This is a genomic window from Methanobrevibacter millerae (assembly GCF_900103415.1).
In the GTDB taxonomy this organism is placed as follows: Archaea; Methanobacteriota; Methanobacteria; order Methanobacteriales; family Methanobacteriaceae; genus Methanocatella; species Methanocatella millerae.
The window spans coordinates 36,003-61,409 of the sequence record NZ_FMXB01000001.1 but is presented as its reverse complement, the minus strand read 5'-3'; the positions used below and the strand labels follow the sequence as shown (position 1 = coordinate 61,409).

Sequence of the window (25,407 nt, the reverse complement as noted above, 5' to 3'; positions counted from 1 at the left end):
TAAAAAGTTTTTTTAAAAATAAAAGATAATTTATAATATATGCAGATTGATTTATCAAAAATAGGAATGGAAAAAGGCCACCAATACGAGACCATAATCACTACTGCAGATATTGACGGCAATTTGAATGCCGCCCCTATTGGAGTCATCTGCAGGGGTTCAGACAAGGTAATGTGTCGTATCTTTAAAGGAATCCATACTTTAGACAATATTATATCCCAACGCGAGTTTGTCGTTAACATTACCCACAATCCGCTTCTTTTCACGTGGTCTTTGCTGGACAATCTCATGGAAGAGGACTTCAATGAGGATAAATCAATTAAAAATGCTGACTGCTATTTTAAATGTGAGGTAACCGATTTGAAAGAGGCCGTCACGCAGAGCGATCCGATCAGGAAAAAGTCCGAAGCCATAGTAATCAAGGCAGACGTTTGTGAATTAATTATCAACAATCCAGTTAATGCATATAACAGAGCTTTCGGATACGTTATAGAAAGTTTGGCCAATTATTCAAAATTGGATTTGGTTGACTATGAAAAAAGAAAGTATTATCTGGACAGCTTTAGAGAAGCTTATAGAGTCGTTAGAAAAGTCGGCTCAAAAATGGATAAAAAAGCGATGGAAAATATTAAGGAAAAGATAAATGAAAAGGGTTATGACGTTTAATCCATGATAACGTCAATGAATTCAAAGCTGTCACAGTCAAAAAGACCCTTAGCCGATATTCTTAAGGATGGAATCACCAAAAGCGCCATGAACGCCATCGTCATGAATGGTGCGTCAAGCTCACATCCCAGGGCGTCAGCCATTTTCTGAAGGATTCTAAGTTTTTTTGCAACTTCAAATGCATCCTTATTGCTCATAAGCCCCGCAATCGGAAGGGCAAGAGAGTCTCTGAAGTCTTCGCTTACAACGGAAATACCACCATTGTTTTCAATCACCATATTAACCGCATCGGCCATCATTTTTGAGTCATATCCGACAACGATTATGTTATGTGAATCGTGGGATATTGATGAAGCCATTGCACCGTTCTTAAGGCTGAATCCTTTAATGAATGCGTTGGCTATGTTATTTCCGCCGTAGCGTTCAACGACAGCAATTTTTAATATGTCCTCGTAAATGTCCGGCTGAACCTTGCCGTTTTTGCAAAGTAATTTGGCGGTTGTCTTTTTGGTTAGCAAATCGCCGTTGTAGCATTTGATGACATTTACTTCGCATTCATCACCGTCGTATAAAACATCAAAGTCTTCAGGCTTTTTGAGAGAGGCCTTAATCGTATTTTCAGTTTCCACTTCCGGAGCATCAAACAAAACGTTTTCCCCATCGAATACGCATTCACCTGAGATATAGGTCTTAAGTATATTAAAATCAAGCAGATTATCAACTATTACGAAGTCTGCCTTTGCTCCGGTTACGATAGCTCCAGCATCAAGATTATAATGTGCAGCAGGATTGATGGTAACCATTTCAATGGCCTTTATGATATCAACACCTAAATTCCATGCCTTTTTAATGGATTTGTTTAAATGACCGTTGACTAAATCCCTAGGATTCTTGTCGTCACTTACGATGAAATCGAATATCGGAGAGTTGATTCTTCGCTCAAGAACTTCAGTAGGTATGATTCCAAAGCTTTCCTGATTTTTCCAGTAGTTCAGCCTTTCATTAAAATCAAAAAGTACTTCCATATTCTTAGCAGATGAACCGTCACGTACCATAATTTTCATGCCTTTCTGCTTTTTCTCAATAGCTTCCGAAAAGTTACTGCATTCGTGATCGGTTACTATATACTGTTCAAGGTATTTATCCAATTCCTTGCCTGAAAGCAGGGGGGCATGACCGTCAATGGGCTTGTCATACTTCTTTGCCAGTTTCAGTTTTCTTAAGACTTCCTCATCGCCGTTAATGACACCGGGGAAATTCATCATTTCTCCCAAAGCGACCATTTCCTCCTTTTGAAGCAGGAATTCGATGTCGTCTGAGTCAATAGTGGCACCGGATGTTTCAAAGGCCGTTGCCGGAACACATGAAGGTGCTGAGAAATAGAAATTGAAAGGAACATGGCTTGCGTTTTCAATCATGAATTCAATGCCTTCGATTCCACAGACATTGGCTATTTCATGAGGATCGCAGACGACCGAAGTGGTACCGTGCCTTACGGCAACCTTGGCAAACTGAGCAGGCGTGAGCATGCTGCTTTCAATGTGAATGTGAGAATCTATGAATCCCGGAAGAAGCAGACCTTCCACATCAACCTTAAAATCCTCATCAGGAACAATCGGAACGATTTCCGAAAATATCCCATTGTCGATGGTGATTCTTGCCGGATAGACAGAATCCGTCATGACATCGAGGATATAAGCTGTAAACGTCATTTTCTAATCCTCGCATAAAGCATGGTAAAGAAGAGGTAAAAATGATCCTATGTCGGTAACGATGCCAATTACCTGTGCACTTCCCCTATCTGAGAGCTTTGTAACGGTGGACGGGTTGATGTCAACACAAATAGTTTTAACTCTTGATGGGAGCATGTTTCCGGTAGCTATTGAGTGAAGCATGGTTGCAATCATTATGACCATGTCCATTTCCTGTGCGTATTTCCTCATTTCCTTTTGGGACTCGACAACGTCTGTAATGACGTCAGGCAAAGGTCCGTCATCACGGATTGAGCCCGCAAGGACAAATGGAACATCGTTTTTGATACATTCATACATTATTCCGCCCGTTAACGTTCCGTCTGCAACGGCTTCTCTGATTGAGCCTGAACGGTTGATTTTATTGATTGTTCTCATGTGGTGGGTATGACCATGAGCAACGATTTTTCCGGTCTCCACTTCAATACCTAGGGATGTTCCGAAGATATTGGACTCCATATCGTGAGTTGCAAGGGCATTACCTGCCATAATGACATCAATGTAGCCTTCACGAACCAGTGCGGCCAGGTATTTTCCTGAACCTGTGTGAACGATTGCAGGTCCTCCGACGATTCCGATTTTTCCGCCTTTTGCCTTGATTTCCTTCATCTCTTCGGCAATACCGTTTATGATATTCATTAATGGCTTTTCGGAAGATACGTCACTGTTCATAAATTCGAATACCTGCTGTTCGTCCCTGGATCTGTTTGGAGGCGTAACTTTAACTCCGTCAAGGCCTACAACGATTTTATCTCCGGCCTTAATGTCAGCTATTGGCTTTACGCGAGCGCTTTTGTTTTCCTCATCAACAACGACCAGACAGTCCATTTCAATGTCTTCAACAGGAATCCAATCCCCATCGTAATAAATATGAGTAACGTGATTGGATGATGAATAAAAACCTTCAGGAGCAACTTTATCCTTTTCTGATGCAACAAGATTGACCTCCTTGATTTCATCGATTGATGCGCCGAGAACAGACAATTCATCTAATATGGAATCTAATAATTCGGGAGATTCTGCTGAAACTTCAATCTTCGCATGACTGGTATCTGACTTTTTTCGTCCAACCTCGATTTCCAATATATTAAATTCTCCTCCCTTGTCCATAATTATGCCCATTGTCTTGGTTAAAATCAATGAGTCGATAATATGTCCAGAAAGGTCAATATTTCTCTTTTCCATAATAATTTGCTCCATTTGTTAATATTATAATTATGGTTAACGGTGATATTTAATGATATTGTTTGAAAAATAACTTCAATAAGCACAAAATATTATTATGCTATTAATATGCTAATAGCATATACATATCAATAATATAACTAAAAGACAAAAATTATTATATGGAAAAGAAAGATGATATGCGAATAATATCCTTGCTAGTACGTTCCAAAAGGAGAATAGAAGTGTTGAAATCACTCGAATTTGAAGACAAAATACCATCCAAAATAAGCAAGGAAATTGGAGATAACAGCAATCATGTTTCAAAATACCTTAAAACCCTTAAAGACGCTAAACTGGTTGAATGCCTCAACGAAGAGGACAAAAGATACAGGATTTATCGTATCACCGAAAAAGGAAGCTATTACCTAAATATTGTAAAGCAATACGAATAATTTAAATCAAAGATAAAAAGTCATAAATTACTTTTGCTGCAGTTACGGCAGTGTTTTCGCCCAGCTTATCCGTTGCAGTCTCAACAACGTCCAGACCGACAACTTCCTTAAATGCCAAAGCCTTGATTACATCCTCGACTTCGGAAGTGAACAGTCCTCCGGGAGCAGGGTTTCCAACGGCAGGAGCGATTGCAGGGTCGAAAACGTCCATATCCACTGATAGATAAATCGGCGTTTCAACAGTTGCCAGATAATACTCAACTGCGTCCATGTGACGATGAACGTCCTTGTTTTTAAAGGTCTGAATGTTATAGGTTGACTTGACGAATTCCTCTTCTTCCCAGGAAGATGACCTAATTCCGACCTGAACCAGATCAACACCCAATTCATGAACCCTTCTCATTACGGTTGCGTGTGAGTATTTCTCGCCGATAAAGTCAAATGCCAAGTCACGGTGAGCGTCAAGGTGAACTACAGTCAGTTTCTCATACTTTTCGGTTAACGCCTTGATGACACCGATTGAAGCTGAGTGCTCTCCCCCAATTGTAATCGGCTTTACGCCCAAATCAAGGATTTCCCTTACGGTATCCTCAACAATCCTGCAGGTTGCTTCACAGTTTCCCGGAACGACATTAACGTCACCGAAATCATAAAATGTAGTGTCAAGATCGCTTTTAAAATTGGTATTGTACTTTTCAAAGCCGTAAGAGGCTTCACGAACAACCACCGGACCCAGACGTGATCCTGAATGATATGATGTTGTGCTGTCAAAGGGCACTCCGATTATGCCATATGAATCCTTTTTAATGTTATCAAAATCAGTATCTGCGGAAAATGCGAATTTCCACGGTTCATAAGTATTCAATAGCATAAGGTCTCAGTATAAAAAAAGTAAAAGGTAGAGAACTTATTTAGTTCTCATGATTTTCATATTTCCTAAAGCTACGATGTATTCGACTTCAATACCTTCGGTAATTTGGTCTTTCAATTCATCAGGCATTGGCAAGTCTAAGGTTTCGTAACTTTCCATGTCCATTAACTGTACGTTAGGACCTTGGATAGATAAGACTTGACCTACTCTTTTATCGATGATAGGAATGTCTACTTTGGTATCTACAGGTTTAACGATACTTCTTTTTTGGTTATCAAAAATACCTACTGCTTCTAATCTTGCTTTAGCAGCCCCGTGTTTACCTGGGGATGAGGTAGTTAAACTAGTGATTTTAGATGCTTCTCCACCCAATACGATATATTTTCCGACTTTTAATGTTTTAATCTCTACTACTTTAGTTGACATTAATTTTCCTCCATAAATTCCAAATTTATAATCTACAATAAGAATTATTTTAGATTAATTATAATTTTATTTACTATTTTATTTAAAGTATTCGTTTTCAAGCAATTAAAATGAATGATATTGCCAAAAGGATTGTCATTATAAAAACCCAGATTATGACAAATACCTTCTTCATATCGCTTTCGCCTTTCGTAATGTAGGATTCCCCTTTTTTGTCCGATGAGATTTTCCTGTTGTTTTTATAGGTATCGTCATTTCGCAGATAATTGTAGAAAAGCCTTGAAAGCAATACAAAAGCTATTATCAAAATGCCTGAAAAGGCAATATGAAATTGTGAGCCGAATAAGGTCACCACTGACGACAACAAAAGCATCAGCATTAAAAAGAAACATCCCGTGATTACCAATGATAAAAATTTATTTAAAATCATATTCATATATTAGTTAAAAACAACATAATAAAACTTAGTGATAAAATGAAAATAGCTATTGTAAGTGGAAAGGATGAAGGACCTACAAAACTTAATGCATTTGACAACGCCCTAAGCGATGCCGGAATAGGTGACGTTAATTTGATAAGAGTTTCAAGCATGCTTGGGCCGAATACTGAAATACATGAACTGCCTTGCCTAAAACCGGGCTCAATGGTCAATTGCGTACTTTCAGACATAACATCAGACAATCCCGGCGATGAAATAACAGCAACGGTTGCAGTAGCTATCGGAGAGGAATTGGGCTGTGCTGTCGAAACACAGGGAATTAACAGGCCGCCTGAGGAATTGAGAGAAGAAGCGGAATTCATGGTTAAGTATATGATGGAAAAGCGTGAAGTTAAAATCAAGGAACTGATAGTAAAAGAAGCTACAACTACAGTTAATGACATTGCAAGCGTTGTAGCATCAGTCGTTTATTTAGAAGAGTGAAAATATGGATGCTAAAGACAAAAAAATAGCTACGGACTTAGCTTATGAGATAATTAAAGAAGTGAGTAGGGCAATCAGGCCATACGTTGGAAAGCCGGAATCAGGCGAAAAGGTTAAAATCGGGGCTGACGGAACGCCAACATCACTTATTGACATTATAGCTGAAGATAAACTAGTTAACATATTAAAGAATGCACCAGTCATGTCTTACATTATCAGTGAAGAGGTTGGCGAGCTTAAACTTGGAAAAGGAACCAAAAGAAGCATTAACTTAACCGAAGAGTTAAGACGTGACGACATTGAAGATGAGGAAAGGCCGAAGTTCATATTTCTGGTTGATCCGATTGACGGAACCAGCAATGCGATTAAAGAGATTCCCGCCTACGGAATTTCAATTGCTGTAGCAGACGTTCCCGAAGGAAGAATCGCAACTTTAGATGATGTTCAATTAGGATTTATCAGCAATTTCGGTAACGGTAATTTCTTTGAAGCCGAAAAGGGAAAAGGATGCTGGCTCAATAACGAAAGGGTTCAGCCAAGTGACGTCGTTAATTTCAGCAAAATGACCCTTGGAGGATTTACAAAAAGCGGAACATTATCAGCTTCCAAACTTGTCGACAGCGCAAGAAGGATGAGGGTTTTGGGTTCCGTTGTACTGGAGCTTTCCTATGTTGCAAGCGGAAGATACGACGCATTTCTGGACTTGAGGGGAAGCCGCATTATCGACATTGCAGCTTCAAAGCTCATCGTTGAAGAGGCAGGAGCCATCATAACATCCAAGCACGGCGAAAAGCTCAACAATAAATTAAGCATCCATGAAAAGGCAATCGTCGTTGCGGCAAACAATGAAATCATGCACAAGCAAATCATCGATATTTTAAATGACAATCAGACTGACGTCATCGGTAAAGTCGGAATCGCAAGCCGTATCGATCAGGACAAGCCTATCTTATTTGCTGCAAAGCTTGTTGACTTTTTCCTAACCAATGGAATTGAAGTTGAAGTCGAAAAGAGGCTTGTTACCAAGATTGAAGAGCTGAGGGACAATCCTAAACTTGAAAAAATCATTAAAAAGACTGTTGAGGAATCCCCCGAACTCAAGGAGCATCTTGAAAACCTTAATCTGAACATTGACTTTAAAAAGCTTGCAAAGGACGTTAATGAATTCAGATGCGACATGGCAGTCGTTTTAGGCGGTGACGGAACTCTCTTAAGGGCACAGGCAAAGCTTAAGGAAGAAACCCCTCTCTTTGGAATCAACATGGGAACGGTAGGATTTTTAACTGACATTGAAGTATCTGAAACCTTCGATGCCCTTAATGCGGTTTTAAGGGGAGAGTACTACAAGGAAAAAAGAACCAAACTTGCCGTTTCACACGAAAACCATAACTTTACCGCAATGAACGAAGTTGTCATCATGACCAACAAGCCTGCAAAAATGCTTCATTTCGAGATTCAGGTTGACGGCGAAACCATTGAAGAGGTAAGGGCTGACGGACTGATTATTTCAACTCCAAGCGGATCTACAGCATACGCCATGTCTGCGGGAGGCCCTATAGTTGACCCTAAGCTCGAAGGATTCATTATCATTCCAATCTGTCCGTATAAGCTTGGCGCAAGACCGTTTATCGTATCCGACAACAGTGAAATAACCGTAAAGCTGCTCAAGAAAGGTAAAAGTGCAGTGTTCGTTATGGACGGCCAGATTAATGAAGAGGCCGATTATCTTGAGGAAATCAAGTTCAAAAAGGCCTACAAGGACGTTTACTTCATCAGGACAAGCAGCAAATACTTCTATGAAAAGGTTAAGGACAAGCTGGGTGAAGGCGGCATCAACAAAAAGCCGGGATGCTTATAATGGATATTTTAGTAATTGATTTGACTCACGGCGGAGTAAAGATTGCCGTAAGCCTTGCAAAGAAAGGCGAAAAGGTATTCTGTTATGACATCTACAATACCCTAAAAGACATTGACAGGAGAATGCTTGATGTCTATGATGTCAAATTAATTCAATTGGAAGATTTGGCTGATTTTAAAGGGAATTTGAAGGTTATTTATCCAATACATTTGCCGTTAACTGAAAAAGAAATCGAATCCTATAATCCCGACATTAACTACACTTTCATTACCCATCATGAAGCTATAGCCGAAATTTTAAAGGATTGGGGCAAAGACATAAAAAAGATTGAAGTTACCGGAGTCAAGGGAAAGACCAGCTGCGTATTCATGCTTAAGGACATATTAATTGATGATAATCCTCTGGTGCTGTCCAGCCTTGGCGCTCTGATTTATGACGATGAAAAGGAAATCGTTTTGAAAAAGAACATATCAATAACACCCGCAAACATCAAGGAAAGCGTGGATTTGGCATATAAGCTTGCAAATCCCATCTGCGGCGGCGAAGTGAAAGAGAGAATCTATGACTGCGCCATTTTTGAAAGTTCCCTTGGAGTTTCAGGCCTTGGAGACGTAGGGCTTTTGACAAATATCGTTGAGGACTATCAAATTGCCGGTAAAAAATCATCTGCAAGCGCCGCTAAAGCACAGGTATTCAGATGTCCGGTAGTATGCATCGAAAAGGAATCATTGGATAAATACTATTCAGACATTGATCATGACAAAATCAATTCGTTCAGTCTGGACGATAAATCCGCAAATATTTATGTAACTGACGTTAACTACTCACTTGATGAAACTTTAATCGATATCAAATATAATAATGTTAATACAATTAATGATGAATTAATAAGCGGAAACATTACCGTAAAGACCTTTGCGCCGGGCTCACACCACGTTTTAAATGTTTTGGGAGTTGTCGGTACCACATTATCCATTAACGTTAATGAAGATAAAATAATTAACGGACTTCGAAATTATAGAGGAATTCCCGGAAGGACAAACAAAAGCGTCGTTAACGGAATTACAATAATTGAGGAAATCAACCCCGGCATTAATACAAAGGCGATTGAAGCTTCCATCAGCATGCTTAATGACGATTCGACGTATCTGATTTCCATCGGCGGAGACTATGGAATTACCTGTGAGGAAATCGATGAGGCAAGCGTTGCCAAATTAATAGAAAAACTTGACAAAGAGATTGTCCTGTGTGGAGAGGTCGGAAAAAACATCCGAAATAAAATAAATAAAGACATCGAATTCATTGAAGATTACCGCAAGGTTTACGGCATTGCGGGCGAAAGAAAAATGAATCTGCTTTTCATATACCGTTCGGATTACAGAAAATTAAATAAAAGATGAAAATGAGTAACGAAAACAACAACAATGTAAGCTTATTTTTACTTAAAATTGAAACATTTAATTATAATTAAATATAGATAATACAATGTAAATTTTTAATAAGTTATAAGTTAAAACTTATATGCATAAAAGAAAGTTTTTTATATAAACTTATTGAAAAGATTGGAGACGATAATTTTGATAGTTGGAACAAGAGGCAGTCAATTAGCACTCGCACAAACCAAGCAAGTTTGTCAGGACTTATCAGCAATAACTGGTAAACCTATTGACCTGGAAATCATTAAAACCAAAGGAGACAAAATCACTACCTCCCAATTATACAATATGGATTCAAAAGGACTTTTTACCAAGGAACTGGACATTGCCCTTTTGGATGAGGAAGTTGATTTCACCGTCCACAGTTTTAAGGATTTGCCTACCGAATTGGATGAAGATTTGGAAATTGTAGCCGTTCCAAAACGTGAATCACCACGTGAAGTATTAATATCTGAAAAAACCTGGGATGAACTGGAGCCAGGCTCAAAGCTCGGAACCAGCAGTCTCAGACGTGAAGCCTTCTGCAATCATTACGACAAGGGCTTTGAACTTAAACCTATCAGAGGCAATATTGAAACCAGAATCAATAAGGTCTTTGAAAGCGATTTGGATGCAACCATAATGGCCGAAGCAGGACTGAAAAGATTGGGATTAACCGAACACATCAAAACCGTTTTTCCCGTTGACTACATCACTCCGCCGGCCGGACAGGGTGCCCTTGCAATAATTACAAGAAAAGATTCAGATAAGAAAAAAATAATATCAAAATTAAATGATTATACGTCAATGCAAGAAGTTTTTGCAGAAAAGAAAGTCTTGGAGGAATTGGGCGTTGGATGCCAATGGCCAATCGGTTCCATAGCACAAATGAAAGAGAAAAAATTTAATATTTACTCAATATTACTAACAAGAGACGGAGAAATCCTTAAAGAGCAAAATGAAACTGGATCAATTAAGGATGCAGTTGAATTAGGTCAAAAGATTGGGAAAGTATTCGGGGACTATGTTTAATTGGAGGAATCAAAATTGAAAGCTATTAATGTAGGAGTTATCGGAGTAGGAGCAATGGGTGAAAACCATGTTCGTGTATACCACAAAATGGAAGAAGCCAATTTAATGGCCGTTTCTGACGTAAGTGAGCGGGCACTTAAAAAGATTGAGCGAAAATACGGTGCCAAGGGATATACCGATTACAATGAACTGCTTGAAAATCCGGAAATCGAAGCGGTCAGCGTTTGCGTTCCAACTACTTTCCACCACTCTGTTGTAATGGAAGCTATTAAAAACAAGAAGCACGTTCTGGTTGAAAAGCCAATAGCATTTACATTAAACGAAGCTGAGGAAATGATTGCTGCTGCAAAGGAAGCTGGAGTAATTCTTGCAACAGGACATGTCGAAAGATTTAATCCTGCTGTTCAAAAGGCGAAAGAACTCATAGACGACGGAGTTATTGGAGATATTGTATCCGCATTTGCAAAAAGGGTAGGTCCGCTCCCACCTAGAATTAAGGACGTTGGAGTGGCAATAGATTTGGCAATCCACGATTTGGATATAATGAATTACCTCTTTGAAGCAGATATCACACAGGTTTACGGTACAATGAACAGTATACTGGATGACTGTGATTTTGAAGACCATGCGGAAATTATGGTGAGTTTCGACAACGAATCAACCGGTATCATTGAGGTAAACTGGCTGACCCCATACAAAAGAAGAGAACTTGAACTTACCGGAACGGACGGAATCATCTCCGTTGACTACATTAAGCAAAGTATTGACGTTTATGGTAAATTCGCCCAAGATATTGAAATCATACACGAAGAGCCTCTCAAAGAGGAATTGAAATCATTCTTAAATGCTGTTGTTAATGATAAAGAACCGGAAATCACTGGTGAAGACGGCCTCAAGGCCCTTAAAATGGTAATAGCAGCAAACAGATCATCAAAAGAACATAGACCAATTAGTTTGGATGAACTTGAGGAATAGGGATATTTATGAAAAGTAAATTAATTCAAAAAGCTCAAGAGCTTAGGCAACACGGATTCACAACCGGAGAAATAGCTGATGAACTTAATGTCAGTATGGACACCGTAAGATGGCTGACCCTTCAGAAAGCAGAAGAAGAAAAGCCTGATGCACCGGTGGACTTTGCAATCAACTGGAACAGCATAGGAGGAAATTCAACCCGTTTAAGCTACGTTTCAGGAGCATTAAGTGACATGGCTCTTTCACATGGCGAAGCTGATGTTGTTTTAGGCATTGCTGTAAGTGGAGTACCATTTGCAACCGTAATGGCTGACTTTTTAGAGGACATGAGTGGAGTGGACACTTCCTTAGCAATTTTCCACCCTCACAAGCACAGAAAGGATCAGGATACTGATGACGAAGGTACAATAAGTACTAATTTCGGAAACGTTAAAGGCAAAAAGGTCATTATTGTTGATGACGTCATTACAAGTGGAAAAACCGTTCGTGAAGTCATTCACACAGTTAAAGACCAGGGTGGAGAACCTACATGCGTTACCGTTCTAATCGACAAGGCAGGCCTTTCAGAAATTGAAGACGTACCTATCGAATCTTTAATCAAAGTAAGTAGATTATAATCATCTACTTCATTCTTATTTTTCTATCCTTACCAGCATCAATGATTTAAAATGGATATCTATTTACTGCAATACGCATCGGCAATACTAATAACGGCCGTAATTGTTTTACTGATTTTCAACAAGCTGAAATTGCCTACGATGATAGGCCTGTTCATCACGGGAATCGTTATAGGTCATGCAATCAATGACACCAGCATCATTTCAACACTTTCAGAGCTTGGAGTAGTCTTTTTGCTTTTTATCATAGGGCTTGAGTTTTCAATAGAGAAATTCTCGGCAATCAAGCGATATGCCCTTATAGGTGGTGCACTTCAGGTATTTCTGACGACGATTGCCATTACTCTTTTAGGTCTCTTTTTGGGCCTTAATTTAAGAAGCGCAATATTTTTCGGATTTCTGGTGGCATTTTCAAGTACAGCTATAGTAATGAAGATAATGCAGCAGAAGCACATGACCCACTCAATTCAGGGAAGGGTTACATTGGGTATTCTGATATTCCAGGATATCGCAGTAATCGGCGTTATTCTCCTGACTCCCATACTTGGAGGGGAAACGATTGAACTACACCTGATTCCGACGGTAATCCTTAAGTTCGTAGGGCTTGGAATACTGATTTTAATCGGAGCCAAATGGTTCATACCTCTGGCGTTAAGGGATGCCGCTAAAACCAAAAACAGGGATCTGTTCATGCTTTTGACCCTGTTCATCTGTATGGGAACCACCTTTGCAACGAGCCTTATCGGAATCGGACCTGAACTCGGAGCGTTCATTGCGGGACTTTTAATTTCAAATACCGAGTATTCACACCAGACCTTAGGTTATATCCAGCCGTTTCAGGACGTATTTATGAGCCTCTTTTTCATAAGTATCGGGCTTATGGTAAACCTGCATCTCTTCTTATACAACATCACAAGCATCCTGATACTGACCGCTTTAATACTTCTGATTAACTTTGCAGTTACATTTTTCGTAGGAATGATTTTAAAGCTGCCGACAAAGGTATCCGTAACGATAGCAATTCTTTTAAGCCAGATTGGGGAATTTTCATTCGTCCTTGCAAGCGAAGGGATGAAATTCGGTTTGATGACAAAGCAGTTCTTTTCAATATTTCTGGGCGTGAGCATCCTTACGATGTCACTGACGCCGTTCCTGCAGAAGCTGACTCCAAAAATCATCAAGCAGTTCGGAAAAATCAGCTATTTCCAGGTTGACGAGGAGCTTAAAAGCATTCCAGAAGAGCTTGAAGAGGCTCGTCCCATCGAAGATCACGTTATCCTGGTCGGTATGGGAAGAATCGGAAAGCAGATGACAAGAGCGTGCAGGCAGTTCAATGTCCCGATACTTGCCGTTGACCAGAATCCTGTTGTTGTCGAGCAGCAGCAGGCCCTGGGCGTTCCAATCATTTATGGAAATGCGTCAAACGAAAGCGTTTTAAAGGAGCTTCGAATTACAAGCGCCCAGTGCATAGTTATTTCAGCTTCAACCTACGAGGGCACCCTAAAGACCATAGATACCGCAAGAAGGCTCAATCCCGACATCCACATCATAGTGAGAACCAAATACCTTAAAAACATCGAGGAAGTAATTGAAGCCGGAGCCGACGAGGTCATTCCCAAAGAGTTTGAAACAAGTATTTTAATGTTTACTAGGATTATGGACTACTACAACAAGGACATGGATGAAATAGCCGAGGCAGTTAATGACCTGAGATCAGACAACTATAACGCTTTTCGTAGCGTTTCATCCGAGGACGTTTCAGCCTATTTAAGCAATTCATTTACAGACATCGAACTGGACTCCCTCAGGGTTTACAATGATGCCCACATCAGCGATTTTCCATTTGAAAAATACGAATTGACCATTACAAGCGTTATCCGCGAGAACAACACCATTACAAATATCAGTGACAATTTTCAGTTCCTGGAAGACGACATCATTCTCTTTACTGGACAAAGAGACGATATCAACAAGTTCTTTGAAGCCATCTGAACCGCCAATAGAAAACCTTAATACATCATAAACACAAGATTATAATAAGGAAGTGTTGTGATGAGACATAAAAACAAGTACATAACATTAGTTGGATTCAAAAATCTATCAGGACCTCAGGTGTTCGATATCGGCACCATAATAAAACTAGCAAAAGAACCTAAAAACAAATACGATACAGAAGCAATCTACATTGAAGTCAGACACGTTGGAAAAGCAGCATATGTTGCAAACAGCGTATACACCGTTGTTAAAGGAACGATGAGTGGAGGAAGACTCTATGACAAATTTGATGAAGAAACTTTCGCGGAAATCAGGTTCATGAAAGACGACGTGATAATTGCCAAACTTCTAAGCGACAATAAGATAAATCAACTTAAAAAGGATCCGGAAAGCGACATATTTTATTTAATGGGTGAGTAGATGGCAAAGGCAAAGAAAAATGAAGGGGATTGCGAATACAAAACGCAGTTCACGGTTGAAAAGAAGAATATTGAAATGGAACTTTTGGAGCCCCAAATCCATGAAAACATTGCAGTCATTCCAATTAAGACAAAGGCATCCAAACTGGATATCCTCACCGTCAAAAAGGGATTTGAGCTTGGACTCATAAGCATTGATGAATGCGAAAAGAGTACCGTCGGCCAGATTGTCGTAACGAACAATTCCATCAGTCCCCTGATACTTGTTGACGGCGATGAGATTATAGGAGCCAAGCAGAACAGGATTGTAAACAATACCACATTGGTTGGTCCTAAATCAAGCATCAACCTGTCCGTAAGCTGCGTTGAGCAGGGAAGATGGGCATACACGGACAGCTTCAAGGTATCCGCAAATATCGCAACTTCAAAAACAAGAAGCGTCAAGGCAAAAGCCCTTTACAGCAATATGAACGCCCAAAGCGAAGTGTGGGACTCAATAAGTAGTCTGGAAGAGAGAAACTCATTTCACTCAAGCACCCAAGCAATGAGCGAAAGCTACGACAGGCTTAAGGCAAAGCATGATAAGTACGTCAAAAAATTCGAAAGAATAAAGGGGCAAAGCGGAGCAATGGTTTTTGTAAACGGTGAGTTTGAAGGCATGGACGTTTTCATTAACCCACAAATTTATGGAGAATACCATGAAAAGATTCTGAAAAGTTACATTATCGACAAGGACGACTCCAATCAGGAAACTGTTAATAAATATGACCTTTCAATCAAAGCCCTTGAAATACTGGAAGCTATTGAAACGTCCGAAATCAAGGAAAACAAAACTCAAGGAATAGGAAGAAGCATCAGCTTTTCAAATGAAATAGGTACTGGTTCCGCATTAATTTATAAAGACAAAGTACTGCATATTCCATTCCTAAAACATCCGGAAATAATGGAAAAGAATTGAAAAAATAAGTATTAATTCATAAATAAAAAAAAATGGGGAAAAAATATTATAACGAAACTTTTACAGCTCAAAATTAAAACTTACTGTTGTAAATTTCATTCCACTATCCCTGATTTTTTTGGATTTTATTTCAACGTCCCCATATTTCTTTAGGAAAGAATTGATTTCACTAGAAATGGGGCCATATTTTTTTCTGTCATAAACCCTGTAATTTCCCATGAATTTAACTGAATCTGCTTTATTTAAGACATTAACTTTGTCCAACCTGAAGGATTCGTCATTTTCCTCTAAAACAGTGTTTATCTTGTCTACTATCTCTTTTTTGATTTTTTCTTTTTCCTCATTGCTAATCAGGATATCCTCTTCTTACAATTGCCTCAATGAAGCCTTTTTACATCCCCAAAATGTTTGGCATAAACTTAAGTTTATTTAAATATTTATTTTCATTATTTTTATAATTGACTAGAAGATTTATTATGGACTGTCAAATTCTCAGGTGATGAATAGAGATAATTCGCATATTAATTTATATAATCATTATAATAAAGAATTAAACAATGAATCTGGAATCCGTGAAAACATCATTCCTTGGAAATAAAAAATATCTATTAATTTACCTTATTTCAATAGCTGTTTTTACATTTTCAATGTTAGGAACCAAAAATTACCAGTACCGAGGATTTGAAGAGATATCCATACCTATATTAATCATTATCGGAATTATTTGTATAATATATTCATTTTATCGTGAAATGAATCCTGAAAAGGTAGCATTAATACTCATACTTGTTTTCGGGTTGATGATGGTGTTTTTGGCTCCGCCAATGACTCATCCGGATGAAGTGAATCACTATACAAGAGCCGAAGCGCTCTCGGAAGGTGAATTCTTTCCCCAAAGCGATCAGGGCTTTTATGAAAACGATTATTTTTTAAGGCTGAATGAAGCCAAAAGGGGACTGACAATCTTTGACAATCACCACGTTACCGATCCCATCACTAGTCACAAAAGCTACATTAATGCGAATACAAGCCCATTTTATTCATATATCGCATCAGCGCTCGGAATACTTCTTGCAAAATGCCTGAATTTAACGAGTGTTTTCGCTATGTTTTTTGCAAGGCTTGCCAATTTGCTGGTTTTTGCGGGAGGCGCCTACTGGGCAATCAAAAAATCGCCTGCGTTTAAAATAGGGCTGACGGTTCTTGCAACGATGCCATTAACGATATCCCAGGCCTCTTCGGTAAGCTATGATGCATTCATATTAACGCTTACGATGATTATCCTATGCTGTTTCATTAAAATGTATAAGGATAACGTTGAAAACAAGTATCTGGCAATATTTTTCATTTCAATCCTATTGATAAGCCTTATCAAGCCACCATACGTGCTTTTTGCGTTATTAATGCTGGTGATACCAAAAGAGAATTACTCAAAAAACAGGAAATATTCCATAATCGGCATTGTCCTGGTCTTTATTGCCACATTATTTTCCTTCGGCGACTTTATAACTCCACTGCTGGGCTCAAATGTCCAAACAGCAGTTGAGACAAGCAACGTTTCATCTTCAGGCCAGATTTCCTACCTGATTAACAACCCTATGGTCATAATCCATGTAATCAAGGAGTCAATTGCCCTTTCGCCGAGCATTTTCATATTCGACCTGAACATTTTCCATTATGCGGATTTCAAGGGTCTGAAATTCTTTAACATATGCTATTTCATATTCTTTTTAGCCTATTCCATTTTCTACAGGTTCGACATTAATTTCTCTAAAATCAATCGTGCGATACTTTCGGCGATATTTATACTGATTTTCTTTGGAATTTACTTCATTTTATACATCATATGGACTCCAATCGGTTCATATACAATATTGGGAGTTCAGGCAAGATATTTCATTCCGATAACAGCTTTATTACCAATGATAATCAATTATAGTAAAAAATCAATGGCTGAGTACAAATACCTGATAACCTTTGTAATTCTCTTTTTAAGCGGTTTGATTCTCTTGACAATAACCCATTACTATTAATTTTAGAAAAAACTGTTAATTTGAGTAAAAATATAGAAAAAAAGATAAAAATTTAGAAAAGTAGAAAATCTACAAATCCAAATCAAAATTTCGCACACGAATAATTAAAAAAAACATTGGATTTTTTTAATTTTCAATTAATTATTTTGTAATGGATAGTATTTAAATATATAGTAAAGCAATTTTTAATCGAAATTTAAAATGGATGAAAAAATACTTGAATAGCCAAAAAAGCCCGGTTATTTCTCAAATTCAAAAAATCAAAATGAAATTCCAGTATTTTATAATTTTGGCGGAACGTGAAAAAATAGAATATCCTCAAAAATATTATGGCAAAAAAACTATCATTTATATTGAATTTAAGGAAGATAAAACGATATGTAAAGCAAATCATTAGTTGAATGCACGAAGCTATGATTAGAATACAATGATTTGTTGTTGTAGTTGCACTGAATTGATTAGGGCATATACACTAATCAATATGGATTAAAAAAAAAGAAAAGGATAAGAGGGGAATTTACCTCTTATGGTTCAATAATTATTTTATTTGAAATGCTTGCGCCGTTATAAGTTGAAGTAATGATATATTCATCAACAGCTGCGCCCAATTTAATATTCAAGGATGCATATCCATCAACATCAGTTATTCTATTATAGAATACACCGTGAATATTAAACGTTATTTGCTGACCTGCATAAGGATAGCCGTGTCCGTCAATCAATAATGCCCTGAACTGATCGGAAGTTCCGTATTTTTTAATCAAGTCATTTGCATAGAGAACCGGTTTAACCACAATATTATTTGATACCATGCATCCATTATACTCTGCTGTAATTACATAATCGCCAGGCTGCAGATTGATATTCATTTTGACATAGCCGTTTTCATCTGTAGATCTAGTGTAAAATACCCCATTAATATTAAATCTAACGGATTCGGCTGCACCGACAGGCTTTCCATCATCACCTATTATCCTTACAACATACTGTGAATCATTTCTATAATATTTTACCAGATCATTGTTTTCAACGATTCTGGATAAGACAGTGATGTTGTTTGAAGACATTTCACCAGTTACCGGGTTGATTGCGGTTATAATGTATTCTCCCTGATTTAGGTTAATATTCAATCTTGCCAATCCGTTATTACCATAGATATAACGGGTGTAGAAAACACCGTTGATGTTGAAGTTAACTTCAGCGCCGTTAGCCAGATAGTTTCCATTGCTGTCATGGAATGTCGCATAATATTGGGTATCATTTCTGAACATTTTGACTATATCTGTACCGTTGACAGTTGTTTTAACAGTTACTGTAGTATTTACAGAAATTACTTCTTTTTCAGCGTATTTTACTAAAACGTCATATTCACCACTGCCCAGATTTAAAGCCAATGAAGCAACACCATTTTCATCAGTAACTCTTGAATATGTCATACCATTGATACTGATGATTATGGTCTTATCTGGAATGCCTTGTCCGTCTTTATCTAGCAGGTAAACATAGAGTCTTTCAGATCCCCCATAGTATTTAACAACACTTGGAGCGGTTAGCCTAATGTATGTGGATACTGAAATGTTAATTGAATCAGCGTATTCGCCATACTTATTATCTCCCGGATAATAGACATTTGCGGCATAGGTGCCATCGTCCAATACAGAAACATCTATTATGACATCTCCAACAACAATTTCTCCTGAAAATGTGAAGTTTGCAATCTCAACACTCACATTGCCTGTAGCATCTTCAGGCAATGCAATTGAAATTGTGTTATTTTCAAAAGTTAATTCAACAGGATAATCATCAAATTTAGATACTGTGAAGTTTGTAGCTGCATTGGATGGATTATACTTGTCATTACCATTATAAATAGCTACAACACTATAATTTCCAGCAGTTAAATTATCTTTAGCTATTACCATTGATAGAATACCGTTCAATCCGAATACTGTACTTTCATTGATTAAAATTACTTGGGTGTCATTGTTTACTGTGAGCGTGACATTTCCCGTTGCATCGCCAGGCAACTTGATGACGACGTAGCTGGTTTCATTAACTTTAATGTCCTCAGAATCGACGCTGATATTATAATCAACCTTGCTTACAGTGAATGTGGTGTAATTTGACGCGTAATTATAGTTCGTATCATTGACCAATTCAACTAAAACCGTGTAATTGCCTTCAGCCAAATTGTCCAGAGTTATAATAAAGTCCTCGACGGCATATGTTAATCCGTCAATCGTGTAAGTCAAATTTCCATCGATATTTAAATCGGACAATCCCACAACAATTATTTCACTTTCTGTTGGGTTGATGTCACTTGCATTCGAAAGAATCAATGTGATATTGACCTTATTAACTATGACGCTTGAGCAGGCACTGGCATTATAATGATTATCATCGACAAGGTTTGTTACTTCCAACGTGTAATTTCCAGCATTTAAATCGTTGATGATGATGTTAAAATCTTCAATAATAATATTTGCATCAACGACATCTCCATTTTCATCATAAATAGTTGCATTAATCGCCGTAGCATTTTCACAGATTGCAGTGATATTTAAAACATCACCATAGTTGATGTCTGCATTTTCCAGACCAATGGTTGAATTGGCCTTATCAACATAAACGCTTGAATTGACAGTAGCGGAATTATAGTTATCGCTGACAATTGTTGTTAACACTAAAGTGTAATTTCCTGAGTTTAAATCGTTTATAATGATATTAAATCCATCAATAGTGATATTTGCATCAACAGTATCATAATTTTCATCGTAAATAGTTGCATTAATCGCCGTAGCATTTTCACAGACGGCAGTCAAATCAATGACATTCCCGTAAACCATTGCAGAATCGTTTATGTAAACTGTGGAATTGGCCTTGTTAACGATAACACTTGAGGAAACTGTGACTGAAGCAAAATATCCTTCTACGATTGTAGTTGTGTTTAGGATATAATTGCCGGCATCCAAACCGGAAATAGTTATATTAAATCCGTCAATCATTATATCGGCTGGTACTTCACTGGCATTTTCATCGTAAAGTGTTGCATTAATTCCGATTGCATTGCTGCATACGGCTTCAAGATTAACTGTTTCATTATATGTTACGGCGATATTGTCAACATAAACCGTTGATTCAATTTTGATTTCAAGATTTGATGAGTTATCCGCAGGATTGTGATTATTGTCTACAAGAGTTGTTACATTGATAATGTAATGGCCTGATGGGAGATTGAAAATAACCAGTTTGAATTCTCCAACGATAATATTATTGGAATATTCCGTTCCGTTGTCATCATATAATTTAACCGTGACGCCGGTAGCGTTTTCACAAATTGCATCCAACAGAATTACCTGACCCACTATGCCTGAAAAGTCTTCAATGTATACGCTGGAATTCGTTTTGTTTACAGAAATGATTGAGACATTGCTTGAAGGGAAATGGTTATTGTCCGTGACTGTCGTTACATTTAAAGTGTAATTGCCAGCATCCAAGCCTGAAATAGTGATATTAAATCCGTCAATCATTATATCAGCTGACACATTATTGCCATCCTTATCATATACTTTTGCTGAAATTCCTGTAGCATTGATGCAATCGGCTTCGATTTCAATTACATCACCATAAATACTGTCAATATGCTCTTCCAGAATGATGGTGGAAGAGGTTCTTTTAACGTAAATCCTGGATGAATTGCTTGCAGGAATGAAATATCCTTCTACAATTGTCGTTACATTTAAAGTGTAATTGCCAGCACCCAAGCCTGAAATAGTGATATTAAATCCGTCAATCATTATATCGGCAGAGACTTCACTTCCGTTTTCATCATAAACAGTAGCCATGATACCCGTGGCATTATCACAAACAGCAATAGCCGTAATGGTCTCATTATAAATAGCATTAACGTCATTAACAGTTACTCCAGAATTTGCATAAATGTAGAGATTTGAGGAAATGCTTGCATTATTATAATTTCCATCGGTTAAAGTCGTTACATTTATAATGTAGTGACCTAGAAGAAGACCTGCTACGGTAATGTTAAATCCATCGATTTCCAAATCATAGTAAGTTGCATTCTCATCATAAATGACTGCAACAATTCCTGTTGCATTCTCACAAATGGCCGTTAAGTTAACTATTTCACCATACAAAGCACCATAATCATCAAGATAAACAGTTGAATTGGCTTTAATAATAGTGAATGCCTTTGTATCGTTTGAGGCGTTGAAATTACCATATTCATTGTTGATTATTGTGATATTATAATCGCCCGCATTTAGCTTGATTAACTCTGCGGTCAGATTCGCGATATCCATATTTTCGATAACAGTGCCGTTTTCATTTTCAATCATGAAAGTAACGCTGGTCTCATTAATTACGCTGTAATCAACATCTGGTGCGGTAGTGTTATAAACACCATTGGTCACATCATTAATAGTTACAGCCGTAGAAGCTCGATAAATAACAAATTCCCCACTAGTTGCATTGGAAGCGTTAATATTTTCGTTTTTGGCATTGAATATGCTGACAGTGTAATTACCACAGTCCAAAGCCAGCAAAGCAATTTCCAAATCGGACACGGAAGTAATGTTGGCAACCACAATGCCACTCACATTATTAATGTTAAATGATACAGATGTTTCATTAACAACAACGTAATCAATGACTGGTGTTGTAGTGTTGTAAACACCATCAGTCACATTATTAATGGTTACACTGGAAGAAGCCATATTAACTGTAATAGTTGATGAATTGCTTACAGGATTGAAGTTATCTTCATCAACGACCGTAGTTACATTTAATGTGTATGTACCGATATTCAATGTATTTTTAATTGTTATATTGAAGCCGTCATATTCAAGATAATCGTCAGTGATGTCATTTTCTTCCGCATCATAAAGTTTAGGAATGATGGATTTAGCACCGATGCAGTCTGCAATGATTTCGATAGTGGTTCCATAGTAAACTGAAAGGTCTTCAATAGCGACACTTGAATTTCCTAAAGCACTTGTAAATTCGATTGTATATTCAGCATTGAAATATCCTGCAGTGATGCTCCCCGTTCCAACCGTGTCTGCGTAAAATTTAACATCTTCACCAACTAATGATTGGTCTTTAGATAGGGTTTCATTAACTGAGGTCAAATCTAAATTAATCTGGGTCAGTTCCCCATAATCCTCATCGATTATACTGGTGGATGATTGGTTATATGCTCCCAAAACGAATTTCACATAGTGTATATCGCCAGTGTAAATTGCACTTTCATCTGCTGTTGCATTTAGGAATAACCAGGTATCCAGCGTAATGGGTGAGTTAATATGATAAGGCTTTTTATCGTAATTGCTTGCATTATTCCCAAACCAATTGTAGTTAGCAACAACATTTGGACTGGATGCGTAAATATCCACGGCATCATTATTCATAAATACTGAATTGACAATTCTGTCTCCGCTTGTTTGCGGATTATAATAATAGATGGTGTATCCAGTGTTGTTTACAAATATTGAGTTTGAGATTTCATTGTTATCACATTCCCTGATGAAAAAAATTGCACTGCCTCCAATACTTGCACGATTATTAATGCATGTGATATTAGTTAATATGCCGTCTTTTAGAGAAGAGAAATATATGGCTCCGCCAAAATATTTGGCCCGATTGTCTATGAAAGTGGTATTTATAATTGAATAGTTTCTTGGAGAACCACTATAATAATAAATCGCACCCCCTCCATAAGTTGCAGTGTTATTGATGAATGTTGAATTGATTATTCTTTCATTAGTTGAATCTGTTGTAGAATAGTAGGATATGGCTCCTCCTCCAGTAGTGGAACCTGAACTCTGATTATTAGCATTATTCATGAATAATACATTAACATAAGCCATATTGCTGAGTGTAGCACCGTTATATGATATGGCACCCCCATTTTTAGCGGAATTGCTTATGAATTCTGAGTCTGATATAGTGATGTCTGATGCGTTCATTTTATTACTGTATGCGATTGCACCCCCATATCTTGCAGTATTATTAACAAAGGAGACATTTTCAAAAGATCCATCGCTGACATCTATTTCTTCATCGAAAGCAATGGCTCCACCATCTGAACCCGCAATATTGCTTTTGAAAGTCGCATTAACAAATTCAAAGCCGTCAACATCACACTCGAAGAATATAGCTCCACCATATAATTCCGCATAATTACTCTCAAAAGTCACGTTTATAAATTTTATATCTTTAACTTTTCCATCAAAAGTTATTGCTCCCCCGTTTCCATTTGAATATGCATTTTTCAAGGTTACATTATCCAGATTGAAAGTTTCGCTTTGAATGATGAAAATTCCGCTTTGAGACAATGCATCAATAGCATTGCCATTACCCCGGATTGTCAGATTATTTTTATTGATTGTTATTGCCTCACAAGTGTCTATGCCTATAGTATATGTATAATTGCACATTAATTCAATTACGTCGTTTTCTGATGCCTGATCGACCAGATATTGCAATGATTCAAAGTCTCCCACAATAGGATTAAATTCGTCAGTGAATTCTATTGAAGTATAATAACTGTCTTCAACATGATAAATGACGTATTTGAATGAATTATCCTTAGATAAGCTTGAATAATTAAACAATACACTGGCGTTTTCATCAGTTGTGTAAGTTTCATTGAAAAGCAACTCATCATTGCCTGCATTATAGATTTCAAGAGTTATGTTCTGACCAGAATAGCCAAAAACCGGTTCTGCATCATCACTGTTAACGACACCATCACCATTCCAGTAAGTCACGTTGGATAATTTAATGTTTTCCAAACCTGATGCATAGATTGCATTCATAATGTTGTTTCCACCTTCCCATACGGCGGAAATCGTGTCATTGAAAATGTTAACCCTTGGAATTAAGCTAATGGAGGATGCCTGATTGTCCAAGAAAATGTCATTTGAAAGATTTAAACTATTAATACCCCCTGCATATAAAACACTGCCATAGTCGGCTTTATTGTTTGTAAAATTTAAGTTTATTAAATTAATATTATCTATTGAATTATCAAAACAGAGAGCTCCGCCGGTTTGTGCAGAATTGTTGATAAAAACGGAATTTATATAAGTTATATTGTTTGAAGTCGAATAATAATAGATTGCTCCACCGGAATATGCAGTATTATTTTCAAAAATCGTGTTTAAAATCTGTGAATTTTGACCTGAATAGTAAAATACAGCTCCGGCACAAGAAGCAGCATAATTATTAATAAATTTTGAATTATTTATAATATTATTTGTGGAACCTGATTCATAATAAATAGCAGAACCATTACTCGCATAAGCATTTATAAATGTGATTCCATCGATTAAAACATTGCTTGATGAAACATGCCAGATCCAGGAATTTTCTTCACCATCCATAATCACATCTTCATTTCCATAAGATATTATGGACAATTCCCTATCAATAGTTAAAGCAATATTATCACTTCCGAAATAAGTTCCAGAAGCAATGAAAATCGTGTCCCCTTCACTGGAAGCGGATATGGCCTCGGAAATAGTTTTATATGGGCTGTCTTCACCACCAGTACCGGATTCGTTTACTGACCCATTAACATAAAGAAAGCCGGACGTTAATAGGTCTTCATTTTCACTAACGGAAAGAGTCACATTTGACTCGTCAACATTAAAATCATATTCATAAATAGAATAAGTCATTATTTCATTCGCATCACTTGCTGTTTGAAGTGTTTGATTATTATCTCCAATAGCTGATGCACCAGCTATTGATATGTAAAAAACTAACACTAAACACAGTGATATTAATAATCTCTTTTTCATATTAAATCTCCAGAATTAGGGCTTGTT

At 37.5% G+C, this 25,407-nt stretch carries 19 protein-coding genes; 12 read left to right on the top strand and 7 right to left on the bottom strand.

The annotated features are described in order from the left end of the window. Window positions 1–39: 39 nt before the first annotated feature. Window positions 40–666, top strand: coding sequence for a DUF447 domain-containing protein (locus F3G70_RS00275; RefSeq protein WP_149730715.1), 627 nt, complete (start codon window positions 40–42; stop codon window positions 664–666). Here the strand turns inward: F3G70_RS00275 and ade are convergent. Further along, entirely contained in the window at window positions 663–2,378 is a 1,716-nt protein-coding gene (gene ade / locus F3G70_RS00270) for an adenine deaminase (protein ID WP_149730714.1), read from the bottom strand. The genes F3G70_RS00275 and ade overlap by 4 nt on opposite strands. Before the next feature lie 3 nt (window positions 2,379–2,381). After that, window positions 2,382–3,602 carry an ornithine cyclodeaminase gene (locus tag F3G70_RS00265; protein ID WP_149730713.1) on the bottom strand — a complete coding sequence of 407 codons (1,221 nt, stop codon included), beginning with the start codon at window positions 3,600–3,602 and terminating at the stop codon, window positions 2,382–2,384. Window positions 3,603–3,763: 161 nt separating this feature from the next. Here F3G70_RS00265 and F3G70_RS00260 point away from each other — a divergent pair, with 161 nt between their 5' ends. Continuing rightward, the gene (locus F3G70_RS00260; protein WP_149730712.1) at window positions 3,764–4,036 is read left to right on the top strand and encodes a winged helix-turn-helix domain-containing protein; all 273 of its coding nucleotides are present in this window, start codon (window positions 3,764–3,766) and stop codon (window positions 4,034–4,036) included. A 1-nt stretch (window position 4,037) separates the two neighbouring features. On the opposite strand, the gene speB is transcribed toward F3G70_RS00260, so the two are convergent. From speB to F3G70_RS00245, 3 genes are all read right to left on the bottom strand, one after another. Continuing rightward, the gene (gene speB, locus F3G70_RS00255; protein ID WP_149730711.1) at window positions 4,038–4,907 is read right to left on the bottom strand and encodes an agmatinase; all 870 of its coding nucleotides are present in this window, start codon (window positions 4,905–4,907) and stop codon (window positions 4,038–4,040) included. A 36-nt stretch (window positions 4,908–4,943) separates the two neighbouring features. Continuing rightward, window positions 4,944–5,333 carry a translation initiation factor IF-5A gene (locus tag F3G70_RS00250; RefSeq protein WP_149730710.1) on the bottom strand — a complete coding sequence of 130 codons (390 nt, stop codon included), beginning with the start codon at window positions 5,331–5,333 and terminating at the stop codon, window positions 4,944–4,946. Window positions 5,334–5,430: 97 nt separating this feature from the next. Then, a complete protein-coding gene (locus F3G70_RS00245) occupies window positions 5,431–5,763 on the bottom strand; it encodes a hypothetical protein (RefSeq protein ID WP_149730709.1) in 333 nt (110 codons plus the stop codon). A 45-nt stretch (window positions 5,764–5,808) separates the two neighbouring features. On the opposite strand from F3G70_RS00245, the gene F3G70_RS00240 reads away from it, so the two are divergent. The 9 genes from F3G70_RS00240 to F3G70_RS00200 all read left to right on the top strand — a co-directional run bounded on the left by F3G70_RS00240 (window position 5,809) and on the right by F3G70_RS00200 (window position 15,524). Further along, the gene (locus tag F3G70_RS00240; protein ID WP_149730708.1) at window positions 5,809–6,255 is read left to right on the top strand and encodes a pyruvoyl-dependent arginine decarboxylase; all 447 of its coding nucleotides are present in this window, start codon (window positions 5,809–5,811) and stop codon (window positions 6,253–6,255) included. A gap of 4 nt (window positions 6,256–6,259) precedes the next feature. Beyond that, window positions 6,260–8,113 carry a bifunctional NADP phosphatase/NAD kinase gene (locus F3G70_RS00235; RefSeq protein WP_149730707.1) on the top strand — a complete coding sequence of 618 codons (1,854 nt, stop codon included), beginning with the start codon at window positions 6,260–6,262 and terminating at the stop codon, window positions 8,111–8,113. Further along, window positions 8,113–9,513: a coenzyme F430 synthase gene (gene cfbE, locus F3G70_RS00230; protein WP_149730706.1), complete on the top strand. Its 1,401-nt coding sequence runs from the start codon at window positions 8,113–8,115 to the stop codon at window positions 9,511–9,513. Before F3G70_RS00235 ends, cfbE begins: the two co-directional genes overlap by 1 nt. A 177-nt stretch (window positions 9,514–9,690) precedes the next feature. Continuing rightward, window positions 9,691–10,560, top strand: coding sequence for a hydroxymethylbilane synthase (gene hemC / locus F3G70_RS00225; RefSeq protein WP_149730705.1), 870 nt, complete (start codon window positions 9,691–9,693; stop codon window positions 10,558–10,560). Window positions 10,561–10,575: 15 nt separating this feature from the next. Continuing rightward, on the top strand, window positions 10,576–11,535 hold the full coding sequence (locus F3G70_RS00220; protein ID WP_149730704.1) for a Gfo/Idh/MocA family protein: 960 nt from the start codon (window positions 10,576–10,578) through the stop codon (window positions 11,533–11,535). A gap of 8 nt (window positions 11,536–11,543) precedes the next feature. Continuing rightward, the gene (locus F3G70_RS00215; RefSeq protein ID WP_149730703.1) at window positions 11,544–12,152 is read left to right on the top strand and encodes an orotate phosphoribosyltransferase-like protein; all 609 of its coding nucleotides are present in this window, start codon (window positions 11,544–11,546) and stop codon (window positions 12,150–12,152) included. Between the two features lie 51 nt (window positions 12,153–12,203). After that, window positions 12,204–14,144 (top strand): cation:proton antiporter, encoded by a 1,941-nt coding sequence (locus F3G70_RS00210; protein WP_149730702.1) that lies wholly within the window; start codon window positions 12,204–12,206, stop codon window positions 14,142–14,144. A 60-nt stretch (window positions 14,145–14,204) separates the two neighbouring features. Then, window positions 14,205–14,567, top strand: coding sequence for a hypothetical protein (locus F3G70_RS00205; protein ID WP_149730701.1), 363 nt, complete (start codon window positions 14,205–14,207; stop codon window positions 14,565–14,567). Then, window positions 14,568–15,524 carry an ARPP-1 family domain-containing protein gene (locus F3G70_RS00200; protein ID WP_149730700.1) on the top strand — a complete coding sequence of 319 codons (957 nt, stop codon included), beginning with the start codon at window positions 14,568–14,570 and terminating at the stop codon, window positions 15,522–15,524. Window positions 15,525–15,584: 60 nt separating this feature from the next. Here the strand turns inward: F3G70_RS00200 and F3G70_RS00195 are convergent, their stop codons facing one another. Continuing rightward, window positions 15,585–15,788 (bottom strand): hypothetical protein, encoded by a 204-nt coding sequence (locus F3G70_RS00195; protein WP_223165961.1) that lies wholly within the window; start codon window positions 15,786–15,788, stop codon window positions 15,585–15,587. A gap of 383 nt (window positions 15,789–16,171) precedes the next feature. Between F3G70_RS00195 and F3G70_RS00190 the strand changes: the two genes are divergently transcribed. Next, window positions 16,172–17,557: a DUF2142 domain-containing protein gene (locus F3G70_RS00190; RefSeq protein WP_188118007.1), complete on the top strand. Its 1,386-nt coding sequence runs from the start codon at window positions 16,172–16,174 to the stop codon at window positions 17,555–17,557. Between the two features lie 524 nt (window positions 17,558–18,081). On the opposite strand, the gene F3G70_RS00185 is transcribed toward F3G70_RS00190, so the two are convergent. Next, window positions 18,082–25,380 carry an Ig-like domain repeat protein gene (locus F3G70_RS00185; protein WP_149730697.1) on the bottom strand — a complete coding sequence of 2,433 codons (7,299 nt, stop codon included), beginning with the start codon at window positions 25,378–25,380 and terminating at the stop codon, window positions 18,082–18,084. Window positions 25,381–25,407 lie beyond the last annotated feature (27 nt).

Excerpts from the sequence above, each read along its gene's own strand:
- F3G70_RS00245 (WP_149730709.1), bottom strand. The coding sequence starts at position 5,763 with ATGATTTTAAATAAATTTTTATCATTGGTAATCACGGGATGTTTCTTT.
- F3G70_RS00240 (WP_149730708.1), top strand. The coding sequence starts at position 5,809 with ATGAAAATAGCTATTGTAAGTGGAAAGGATGAAGGACCTACAAAACTT.
- F3G70_RS00260 (WP_149730712.1), top strand. The coding sequence starts at position 3,764 with ATGGAAAAGAAAGATGATATGCGAATAATATCCTTGCTAGTACGTTCC.
- F3G70_RS00275 (WP_149730715.1), top strand. The coding sequence starts at position 40 with ATGCAGATTGATTTATCAAAAATAGGAATGGAAAAAGGCCACCAATAC.
- speB (WP_149730711.1), bottom strand. The coding sequence starts at position 4,907 with ATGCTATTGAATACTTATGAACCGTGGAAATTCGCATTTTCCGCAGAT.
- cfbE (WP_149730706.1), top strand. The coding sequence starts at position 8,113 with ATGGATATTTTAGTAATTGATTTGACTCACGGCGGAGTAAAGATTGCC.
- F3G70_RS00185 (WP_149730697.1), bottom strand. The coding sequence starts at position 25,380 with ATGAAAAAGAGATTATTAATATCACTGTGTTTAGTGTTAGTTTTTTAC.
- F3G70_RS00235 (WP_149730707.1), top strand. The coding sequence starts at position 6,260 with ATGGATGCTAAAGACAAAAAAATAGCTACGGACTTAGCTTATGAGATA.
- F3G70_RS00200 (WP_149730700.1), top strand. The coding sequence starts at position 14,568 with ATGGCAAAGGCAAAGAAAAATGAAGGGGATTGCGAATACAAAACGCAG.
- F3G70_RS00190 (WP_188118007.1), top strand. The coding sequence starts at position 16,172 with ATGTTAGGAACCAAAAATTACCAGTACCGAGGATTTGAAGAGATATCC.
- F3G70_RS00250 (WP_149730710.1), bottom strand. The coding sequence starts at position 5,333 with ATGTCAACTAAAGTAGTAGAGATTAAAACATTAAAAGTCGGAAAATAT.
- F3G70_RS00205 (WP_149730701.1), top strand. The coding sequence starts at position 14,205 with ATGAGACATAAAAACAAGTACATAACATTAGTTGGATTCAAAAATCTA.
- F3G70_RS00265 (WP_149730713.1), bottom strand. The coding sequence starts at position 3,602 with ATGGAAAAGAGAAATATTGACCTTTCTGGACATATTATCGACTCATTG.
- ade (WP_149730714.1), bottom strand. The coding sequence starts at position 2,378 with ATGACGTTTACAGCTTATATCCTCGATGTCATGACGGATTCTGTCTAT.
- F3G70_RS00210 (WP_149730702.1), top strand. The coding sequence starts at position 12,204 with ATGGATATCTATTTACTGCAATACGCATCGGCAATACTAATAACGGCC.
- F3G70_RS00215 (WP_149730703.1), top strand. The coding sequence starts at position 11,544 with ATGAAAAGTAAATTAATTCAAAAAGCTCAAGAGCTTAGGCAACACGGA.